The 3871-nt window shown below is 45.6% G+C and carries 1 protein-coding gene, 1 rRNA gene and 3 pseudogenes; 4 read left to right on the forward strand and 1 reads right to left on the reverse strand.

From position 1 onward, the window contains the following. Positions 1-100: 100 nt before the first annotated feature. The 4 genes and pseudogenes from rrf to QUA10_RS29240 form a co-directional block, all read left to right on the forward strand. A 5S ribosomal RNA gene (gene rrf / locus QUA10_RS28605) occupies positions 101-218 on the forward strand. A 127-nt stretch (positions 219-345) separates the two neighbouring features. Beyond that, entirely contained in the window at positions 346-1266 is a 921-nt protein-coding gene (locus QUA10_RS28610; protein ID WP_333085907.1) for a fructosamine kinase family protein, read from the forward strand. A 693-nt stretch (positions 1267-1959) separates the two neighbouring features. Further along, positions 1960-2137, forward strand: a pseudogene (locus QUA10_RS29235) (transposase); the annotation flags it as partial. A 66-nt stretch (positions 2138-2203) separates the two neighbouring features. Beyond that, positions 2204-2419, forward strand: a pseudogene (locus QUA10_RS29240) (IS4-like element ISSysp3 family transposase); the annotation flags it as partial. Positions 2420-2708: 289 nt separating this feature from the next. On the opposite strand, the pseudogene QUA10_RS28620 reads toward QUA10_RS29240, so the two are convergent. Continuing rightward, positions 2709-3795, reverse strand: a pseudogene (locus tag QUA10_RS28620) (IS630 family transposase). Between the last annotated feature and the right edge of the window lie 76 nt (positions 3796-3871).

The following is a 3871-nucleotide window of genomic DNA, read 5'->3' on the forward strand; positions in this document are numbered from 1 at the left end:
CGAGGGCTTGACCTCTGTTTCCACATGGTGATGATGATGACTTAATTCTCTGCAGTCTTCAGGGTTTTTCTCCCTTACAACTTTTCCCCTTACAACTTTTGTAGGTGTCTATGACGCAGTGGCATCACTCCGATTCCATCCCGAACTCGGTTGTTAAACGCTGCAGTGGCGAAGCTATTTGGCAGGTCACTGCGTGAGAAAATAGCTCGATGCCTGGGATTTTATTTTACAATATACAGCCTCTCTCTGAGCTTCAGATAGGGGATTTGTTGTTTTTGCTGATTAAGTTGCCCTACCTGTTAAACTAATTCCGATCGCCCTCAACCCTCAACACGATTTCATGCTATGTGGGACAAAATTGCTGCGCACATCTGTAAAACAACCGGAGAAACATTTTTGATCGACAATCGCCGTTCCGTCAGCGGTGGCTGCATCAATCAAGGCTATTATATCAGCAGCAGTACCCGCACTTACTTCGTGAAAATCAATCAAGCTTCCCAAGTCGCGATGTTTGAAGCTGAAGCGCTGGGTTTGCAGCAAATGGGGGAAACCCAGACGATTCGAGTACCGGAGCCGATTTGCTGGGGAACAGAGGGAAATTTAGCTTATATTGTGCTGGAATGGCTGGATTTGGGAAGTCGCGGGGGCGATCAAACTTGGGAAGAAATGGGGCGAAAACTCGCGGAAATGCACAAATACACATCCCCCAACTCCCCCTTGCTAAGGGGGGGGGAAGAGCCTGATTCGAGCTTGTTCAGGGGGGGTTTTGGGTGGGATATTAATAATACGATCGGCTCAACTATACAAATTAATAATTGGACGGCAAATTGGGCAGAATTTTGGGCTGAACATCGGATTGGTTATCAGTTAAAAGTGGCTAGGCGTCGAGGCGGTCATTTTCCGCAAGGGAAACGTTTATTAGAGATGATTCCTGAATTGTTAGCTGGTTATGAACCTCAACCCTCGCTAGTTCACGGAGATTTGTGGGGGGGAAATGTGGGGGTGACATCTGTGGGGGAACCTGTCATTTTTGACCCGGCGGCATATTTGGGAGATAGAGAAGTTGATATGGCGATGACGGAGTTATTTTGCGGGTTTTCCCCGCAGTTTTACCGGGGATACAATCAGGTTTGGCCTTTGGATTCAGGGTATGAAGAACGCAAAACTATTTATAATCTGTATCACATTTTAAATCATTTTAATTTGTTTGGTGGGAGTTACGAGTCCCAGGCGAATCAAATGATTAATCGAATTTTTGGTAGTTAGGGCTTGGTGAATAAGTTAAGAAAAATCACGAGCGCAATTGATGGGTGATTCAAGTTCGCCGAAGCATAATTTGTAATTGCTCAACCCCCTTGATAAGAAGACGAGATAGACATTAGATAAAGGAATGGAAAAACTCCCCGACCTAAAACAGCTATCGAACGAGGCAAAAGAAGCCTTGATAGTAGAGCTATGGCAAGAAATCCAAAAACTTAGCGCAGCATTAGCCACATACCATTTGTGACCAGTTAAGAAAAAGTGCAAATTGTCAAGGGGGTAGACAAAAAAAGGTAAAATAGGATGAAACCTTTACGGGGCAAGCAGTTGAGCCATAATTGAACCAGTTATGAGTAGCAAAAAACGAATCAACCGAGATCATGCAAAGACCAAAAATCGTCCCCAAGTAGAAAATGAAGTGAGCGCGCATCACCTGGAAGATTTATTAATTCCGGCCATGGCTGGACAAAAAACTTTTTATCGGCAACTAAATCTAAGAGAGAGGATTCTGACAGGTAGGGTCGAGAGAAGATGTTACCATCCTCTCCCTCCCATTCGGAACCGTGCTTGCTACGTTCGCAGCACACGGCTACTCGGGTGTCCTCTTGTCATTTGAGGGCTTCTCTTTCTTCCGACTTGCTTGGATGTTTCTTTCCTGAAGAGACGATTTCCAGGTTATGTTGCTTGATTAGTTCCAAGTCGGTTATCGAATGGTATCGATGCCGATGGCGTATTGAACAACTTTTTGCCACATTGAAACAAGCAGGATTAAATCTTGAAGCTACACAGTTAGAGTCCGTAGCTGCCATTCAACGACTCACTGTCTTGGCTTTAGGCGTTGCTGTGCGAACCCTACAAATGGTTGAAGGGCGCGCTCGTGCCGACAAACCCAGCTTGCCTGACTTTCTCTGATTGTCAACAGCAATCCTTGTCTGTGATTGAACCATCTCTTCAAGGGCGCACGCAAAAATTGCACAACCCCTATCCTCCCGCCTCCTTACCTTGGGCTACTTGGTTGATTGCTCGACTTGGGGGTTGGTCTGGTTATAGTTCTCAGAGACCTCCGGGAATGCCTACCCTTGTTCATGGACTCCGACAGTTTGAATCCATCTTTTTGGGATGGAAACTAGCTCAGAATCAACTTGTGTGTACACGGTAGGCTATGGAGAGGGTAGCACCGCCAGAACTGAAGCGGGGTGAAAACCGGATCAGCTACCAGCCTGAAATGTAGTGAAACCGGGAGCATCTGGGGCACAACAGCGAAAGCGAACTCTCGTACAAACCGTCGTCATTGTCAACTTGCCGAATAAAGCTAATACGCAGGGAGCGAAATAGGCTCACGGGAACGGTAGATAGCAGCTTGCCCTACTGACTATCGGCACTTACCAAAACCCGGCGGATTGAGAGGTTCTACAACCAGTACCAACGGAAACTCGGAACGAGTGATATCAATTCCGGTTGCACCGGAATGATATAGCTTTGGTTGTAGGCCACCAATGGAAACAAGCAATCCCTTTAATCAAAGAAGGTTGCTTGAGAAGAGCTTGACAGCGCTGAAATAGCACTTCCTCTAATTCATCAAGATTTTGAAATGAGCGATTGGCAATTGGTTCATTTACCAACGGCCATAGACGCTCTGCTGGTTGTAATTCGGGAGAATGGGAGGGCATAAATTCCAAGTGTAGACCTCCTGGGACTCGAACTTGTGGACTGGTATGCCAACCTCAAGAGTCAATAGTTAATATGATGTGTTTATCTTTACCTACTTCAAATTCAGGCGGCAAAGTCTTCTAAAACTAAGTTAAAAAGCTCGATGTTAACTTTTGGGAGAATCCAAAAGTATGTTTCTCCGGTTGACGGGTGTACGAAACCATATAACCATAGCCATTGATAGCGCCAATTTACCTTGGCTATTGGCTGCTCCCCATATCCTACCCTCTCCTCGCCTAATTATCGGCTTTAGTCCGAGACGATGCTCATCCATTCCCCACACTTCTACTGCTGCTAGTGGATGCTGCTGTTGAATTCGTTTAGCTTGCGTTCGCAGTTTTTTTTCCAAGCTTCTTGGACTTCAAGGTCAGCTAGGTCGTGTTCAGGTCTGGGTATCCGTAACCGAAACTCTAACGAACGTAGATAGTCCCAACCCCTTTGTACGCTGATTGGACGGTCAAGTAAATTACCCATCCACTCAGCAACTTTACGACTGTTCCATAATCCTCCATCAGCTGTGGGAGTTCGTAAAGTTTGCAACAGTTGTGCTTGTTCCCCAACAGATAATAAAGGTTGAGTACCCGGATGTTGATGACGTTTGTCTTTCAACCCATTAGCACCTAATTGATTGTAACGACGGACTAAGCGGTATATCGAGTTACGGCACTAACCTGTGACCGAAGCGACATCTTCAGTAATTCGTCCAGTTGCTAAGAGCCAAATTATTTGGTAGCGTGTCCGTTCAATTGGGTCTGACGCTTGACGATAAAGTTTAGACAACTCGCAGCAGGTGTGATGAGGCTCTAACTTGAGGCGTTTAGGCATGATACCATTTTCCTAAATATTTGCTACAGATAACCCATTTAATATGAATGGATATCCAGTCAAAGAGGCAATCACT

The sequence above is a fragment of the Microcoleus sp. Pol8_D6 genome, assembly GCF_036700965.1.
Classification (GTDB): domain Bacteria; phylum Cyanobacteriota; class Cyanobacteriia; order Cyanobacteriales; family Microcoleaceae; genus Microcoleus.